The organism is Roseivirga sp. UBA838, assembly GCF_002296035.1.
Classification (GTDB): domain Bacteria; phylum Bacteroidota; class Bacteroidia; order Cytophagales; family Cyclobacteriaceae; genus Roseivirga; species Roseivirga thermotolerans.
In genome coordinates this window covers 24,632-30,631 of record NZ_DBHC01000043.1, presented here as the reverse complement: position 1 = coordinate 30,631, position 6,000 = coordinate 24,632, and the positions used below count along the sequence as shown (strand labels likewise).

The following is a 6,000-nucleotide window of genomic DNA, read 5'->3' as shown; positions in this document are numbered from 1 at the left end:
CACAAATGGCTGTTAAAAGACGCTGTGAGAACACCGCATGTGGCTAGTATACTGGACCTAACAAATGCGATCTAAATGAGTAACCCTAAAAAATATCCGGAATCTCACGCTAAACTTGAGGTGCCTGGCTTTGCCGGCATGCAGGCCGGGTATAAGAGTCTATTGGAAAATATATGGACTATTTTTCCGGCCGGACGTGATTGTTTTGGTATTTTCACCCTATGCGCATTAAAGGCTATTGGCTTTTCATTTTTCTGGCTCTTACTACCGGAGCATTTTTCTTTTACCAGCAGGCGCAGCCACCGTTGAGTTATGACTTCGCTCCGCAATTCGATGGAAATGATTACCGCAACATATACGATTATTTTGAAGGTTACAGAGAAGACTATAATGTACCCCACCCATTTCATCAACGCCTGTTGGTGCCGTTTCTAGCTTCGCTTTGGAGCTATGATATTCTACCCGGATTTCAATGGCTCAATCTGATCTTTAGCTTATTGGCAGTGGTGGTTATGTTTCATTTATGGCGAAGCTTAGGCTTTGAGCTAAGATGGTTTTGGGCGGGCTTTTTATGGCTGATTTTTCATTGGACGGGTATGATACGGCTCAATGCCTTCGACCCCATAACAGTCGATTTACCTACTTATGCCTTTCAGGCTTTATTCCTTTGGCTTGTCTTAAAGCGAAAATTCATTCACCTTTTGTGGCTGGCTCCGCTGGCCACTTTGCAAAAAGAATCGTTCTTGGCCTTGCCTGTTTTACTTCTAGTTTATGGAGCCTGGCACAACAGAAAAACGGATGAGGGTTACTACGACTTACCATTTATTGCCGCTGCTGTTCTTTTGGCCATTGCAACTCAATCTATAGTCAATTTTAACTTTCCTCCGCAAGAAGCAGGTAGAGGCGCATTCATCACCCTGGCCTATCATGCGCGAGAGGCTGTTTTAAATCCTTTTGAGCTGCTTAGGTGGCTGGCTGCCATTTCCATGGCCTTTGGCCCGGCCATATGGCTGGCCATTAACCGTTATAGAAAAACCTATCGATACGACAACACCCGAAACCTACTGCTCATGTACAGTGCCCTGTACCTGGCCTTTGGCCTGCTGGCCGGTGGAGACATGACACGAATTGTTTTTCTGGGCTTTCCCTTTTTGGCCACCTGGGTGATGTTCGAGTTACAAGAAACCAACAAAGCGAAGCTTCTTTTGTTAGCCTTGTTTTCTTTTCCACTCACTTTTATCTGGCAGCATATTCCGGACCCTGCCTGGCAATGGGAAGCTTGGGAGAGCTGGTACCCTGAGTTTGCAAACAAAGAACGGGTATTACTGTTTCTCGGGTTTATTCTTGCCGCATTTCTACTGCTACAAACCAAAAAAACGACTTAAACGCCTCGTTAATATAAACCACTACCTACCAACCAATTGCAACAACCCACCAATCTCACTATATTATTGAATAGTGATAAAAGCAAGTTGGCCGACTCTTTGGCGGCATTGCCTTTTGTGCTTAACTCAAAGGAAAGAACTTTGTGAGCAACCCAAATTTATGCCCATGCTGGTGAATAAATTTAAACCGAAAGTCAATGAAGTGATGTTCATAAACACTCATTGTCTATTGCATATACTTGAGGGTAGTGGAGGGTTGCAGGTAGATTTCAAAAACTACTTCGATTGGGACGATAAAATCATCTTCCTGGAAAAAGGCCAGTACATAAAGTTTTTAGGCGATGATTTTACTGTAAGACGCATAGACTTCCCAGATGAAGCTCTATTTAAAGACAAGCAGGTTCGAGTGCTTTTTAAGCATATGGTGAGCTTGGGGTATATCAATTTTGAGGATTGCCTGGAGTGCCAGAAATACCTGAACGAGTCTGTTTTTGGGGCGCCCAAAGATATTATAGATGTATCCGCAAGGCAGTGGTTTTGGCAAAATCCCTTTAACGCCAAGCCCGAAGAGTACCATCTGATTTTCGACATTAAAGAATTTATTGACGAGAAGTATAGGGAGCAACTTCAGAATGCCGACTTCAAACTATTGTTTGAATCGTCCGGACTCAACCCTCATAGGCTGGTCAATGAAAAGGTTGGTGTAACCATAAAAGGCCTATTAAAAAATAAGCGCCTCACTGAAAGCAAAAAAGACCTGGTCTTCAGCAATAAGAGCATTAAAGAAATTGCCTACGACCATGGTTTTTCAGACCCTGCCTATTTTAATCGGTTCTTTAAGCAACAAACTCAAAAAACTCCATCGGATTTCGTTAGAGACACCGGCATAGACCGCACCGATGATTTTGCCACTCATCTCTTTGAACTACTGCATGAGTTTCATACCACTCAAAGGGAGGTAGGCTTTTATGCCGATAAACTGCATTTATCGGTAAAAGCCCTTTCCACTAAAGTTCGTCAACAACTCAATGTGAGTATTGGGCAGCTCATACGGCAACAAATTATTCTCTCGGCCAAGCGAATGCTTCTGCAACACCAATCTATTCAGGAAGTAGCCTTTTCGCTGGGTTTCGAAGAGCCCGGTCACTTTAGTAATTTCTTTAAACACTACACCGGCCTGAGCCCCACCAAATACCTGCAAAGTAAAAAGTCCAATCAATAGGCCATTTTTTGTAAGCATTGGCCCAACTCGATAGGCCAAATTTGTCATGTGATTCATCAAAAAACAATTCACATGAACATAAAAGAACAAGTACAAAAAATGGATGCAATGGTATCGCAAGGCGATATCGTGAATGCCGTGAAGCAGTTCTTCTCGGCCAACGCCAACACTTCTGATTATGGTGGAGTAAAGACCGCCTCTCGCGATCAGATGGTAGAAAAGATGGAAGGCTTTACCGGAGCCATTGCCCAGGTAAACGGCATTACCCATCACAGAACATTGGTAGATGGCAACGCTTCGGCCTCGGAGTTTACCTTCGACTTCGACATGAAAGACAACTCGCGCATTCTATGGCACGAGATTATTAGAAGAGTGTGGAACGATAGCGGAGAAGTAGTTGAAGAGACCTATTTCGATGCTAAAATAGCCTAGCCATGAAATTCAGGTTTATTTCTCCAACCGTTCACGGCATCATAGACTACTCGGCCGCAGTGGCACTTATTAGCAGTCCGTTCCTGTTGGGGCTTGGAGAAAGTTCACCCATGGCCAAATGGCTCTCTGTGGTCACCGGAGTGGCTGTGATTATCGTAAGTCTAAACACTACTTATAAGTTTAGCATTCTTCACACCATTCCCTATAACGGTCATTTGCTCATAGACTTAATGGCCGCCACCACTTTTGCTGCTGCTCCCTTTCTATTCCACTTTACGGGAATAGACATGTACTACTACATAGCCAATGCGGTGGTAGTATTTCTGGTAGTCGCTCTTAGCGACAATTGCGAACCTTCATTAACAGATTAAATAATTATACCATGAAAACAATCAGAAAAATAAGCATGTTGGCGCTTGCGCTAACTTTTCTGAGCCAGGTAGCTTTGGCTCAAGACAAACAGGCCTACAACATTGACAACAGCAACATTGCGTTGCAAGGCTACTCGCCCGTTTCTTACTTGGATTTGGGCCTTGCTCAAAGAGGACTTAAAGAATATAAGTCTGAACACGACAAAGTGGTTTACTACTTTACTTCTGCCGAGCAAAAACAAAAATTCGACAGAAATCCTGAGAAGTATTTACCTCAGTATGGAGGCTACTGTGCCTTTGGTGTATATGCAGGCGCAAAGTTCAGGCCCGACCCAAATAAGTTCATTGTAAAAGACGGAAAGTACTTCTTGTTTCTTTATAACCTTGAGCTAGATGCCCAGCAGCTTTGGTTGAAAGAAAACAACCACGCAGGGTTGATGAAGAAGGCCGATGACAATTGGGCCAAACTAAAGAAAACCTACAATTAATTATTGGGGTTGACTTGTTTCTGGGAAGAGGCTGTCTCAGGAGTTTCCTTCTTAGCCCAACCATTGGCTAAAGGCGAGCTTCCGACACAGCCTCTTTCTTTTTTCCATGCTGCCACTATCAGGTTAATAAAAATTCGATCTGCCGGAGACCTATTATTTCATAACTTAAGCCTGCCTTAAGTAATTACCTATGAAAAAATACCTTTCCGTTGCCGTGTTATTGGTGTCTACAAGCCTTTGTACGCTAGCACAAAATGCCAAACCTGTCTTCAAAAATGGAGAAGCTCAAATTGTAGAAGCTTTCAGCAATCCGGAAGAATGGATTAGAGAAGACTTGTGGGTAGAAACAGAGTTTGATACGGATGGAGACGGCAAGCCGGATAGAATGCACGTGGCTGTTACCCGCCCGAAACAAACCGAAACAGAAGGGTTAAAACTACCGGTAGTTTATAAAACCAGCCCATACTATGCCGGAACTGCCGGATTGGCCAAAGGGCTTTTCTGGAATGTTGAGCATGAATTAGGTGCCACACCACCGCCAAGAACGCATGTAGAGGTACAGCGAAGAGGTGAAAGACCCATCATTTCCAATTCTCAAATCAGAACCTGGGTGCCAAGAGGCTACATTGTTGTGCACTCCTCCTCTCCCGGTACCGGTCTTTCCGATGGTGCCCCCACGGTTGGAGGAGACAACGAATCGCTAGCCCCAAAAGCTGTAATCGAATGGTTATCGGGAAAAGACAATGGTTATAAAACACGCGATGGACAGGAAAAAGTAAAGGCCTACTGGTCGACTGGAAAAGTAGGAATGACAGGAACCTCTTATAATGGCACACTTCCGCTGGCTGCGGCCACTACCGGGGTAGATGCTCTCAAGGCCATTATTCCGATTGCTCCGAATACTTCTTACTACCACTATTACCGCTCGAACGGTTTGGTGAGAAGCCCGGGAGGTTATCTGGGTGAAGATATAGATGTTCTTTACGACTTTATTCACAGTGGTGATGAGGCCAAAAGAGCCTACAACAACAGAACAGTGCGCGACACAGAAATGGCGAATAACCTGGACAGAATTACGGGCGACTACAACGACTTTTGGGCCGGAAGAGACTACCTGAATGACATGAAACCCATGAAGGCAGCTCTGCTGATGTCACATGGCTTCAACGACTGGAACGTTATGCCGGAACATAGCTACCGCATTGCCATGGAAGCAAAGAAAATGGGGCTTCCGGTGCAAATATACTACCATCAGGCAGGTCATGGAGGGCCTCCACCAATAAGCATGATGAACAGATGGTTCACCAAATACCTTCATGGAATTGATAATGGGGTTGAAAACGACCCTAAGGCGCAAATTGTACGCGAAGGAGATAGCCCACAGGAACCTACACCATATGCCGACTACCCTAACCCGCAGGCCTCGGACGTAACCTTTTACCTGAAAGCCGGTGGTAAGGTTCATGGTTCACTATCTACCTCCAAGGCGCAATCTAAAGGGCAGGAAACCCTAACGGACAATGTTAACTTTTCCGGAGCTCAACTTGCTCAAGCCGATGAGTCTGAACACCGCCTGTTGTATGTAACACCAAAGCTAACCGAACCTCTGCATATTTCGGGAGTAGCCCGGGTAACCATTGAGCTGGCCAGTAGTAAGCCTGCTGCAAACCTTTCGGTTTGGCTTGTTTCGCTGCCCTGGAATGCTGCTGACGATGCCAGAATTTATGATAACATCATCACCAGGGGTTGGGCGGATCCGCAGAACTATAAATCACTTACCCGGAGCGAACCACTTGAGCCTGGCAAATTCTACACAGTCTCTTTCGATCTGCAACCGGATGACCAGATTATTCCTGCCGGCCAACAAATTGGCTTGATGATCTTCTCCAGTGACCAGGAATTTACCCTTCACCCACAGCCCGGCACTCAGCTCACTATTGACTTAAATGGTACCAGCCTGACTTTGCCAATAGTTGGTGGAAAGAAGGCTGTAGATAGCGTAATGAAGTAAGTAAAATTGAGTTATGAGTGTTCTTAGCCCCCTAACCCCCTTTTCGAAAAAGGGGGAATGGTTCTTCCAGTTTCAAGGGCAATGCATCTAA

6 protein-coding genes are annotated in these 6,000 nt (G+C 45.0%); all 6 read left to right on the top strand.

Going from position 1 to position 6,000, the window contains the following annotated elements; genetic code table 11:
- Window positions 1–221: 221 nt before the first annotated feature.
- The 6 genes from B3O12_RS16575 (at window position 222) to B3O12_RS16550 (ending at window position 5,909) form a co-directional block, all read left to right on the top strand.
- A complete protein-coding gene (locus B3O12_RS16575) occupies window positions 222–1,385 on the top strand; it encodes a hypothetical protein (RefSeq protein ID WP_286757122.1) in 1,164 nt (387 codons plus the stop codon).
- 166 nt (window positions 1,386–1,551) lie between these two features.
- Window positions 1,552–2,607 carry an AraC family transcriptional regulator gene (locus tag B3O12_RS16570; protein WP_229838642.1) on the top strand — a complete coding sequence of 352 codons (1,056 nt, stop codon included), beginning with the start codon at window positions 1,552–1,554 and terminating at the stop codon, window positions 2,605–2,607.
- 72 nt (window positions 2,608–2,679) lie between these two features.
- Window positions 2,680–3,039 carry a hypothetical protein gene (locus B3O12_RS16565; RefSeq protein ID WP_189630332.1) on the top strand — a complete coding sequence of 120 codons (360 nt, stop codon included), beginning with the start codon at window positions 2,680–2,682 and terminating at the stop codon, window positions 3,037–3,039.
- Window positions 3,040–3,041: 2 nt separating this feature from the next.
- Entirely contained in the window at window positions 3,042–3,410 is a 369-nt protein-coding gene (locus B3O12_RS16560; RefSeq protein WP_189630331.1) for an SPW repeat domain-containing protein, read from the top strand.
- 11 nt (window positions 3,411–3,421) lie between these two features.
- Window positions 3,422–3,898, top strand: a complete 477-nt coding sequence (locus B3O12_RS16555; protein ID WP_189630330.1) for a YHS domain-containing (seleno)protein — start codon at window positions 3,422–3,424, stop codon at window positions 3,896–3,898.
- A gap of 190 nt (window positions 3,899–4,088) precedes the next feature.
- Entirely contained in the window at window positions 4,089–5,909 is a 1,821-nt protein-coding gene (locus B3O12_RS16550; protein WP_286757120.1) for a Xaa-Pro dipeptidyl-peptidase, read from the top strand.
- Window positions 5,910–6,000 lie beyond the last annotated feature (91 nt).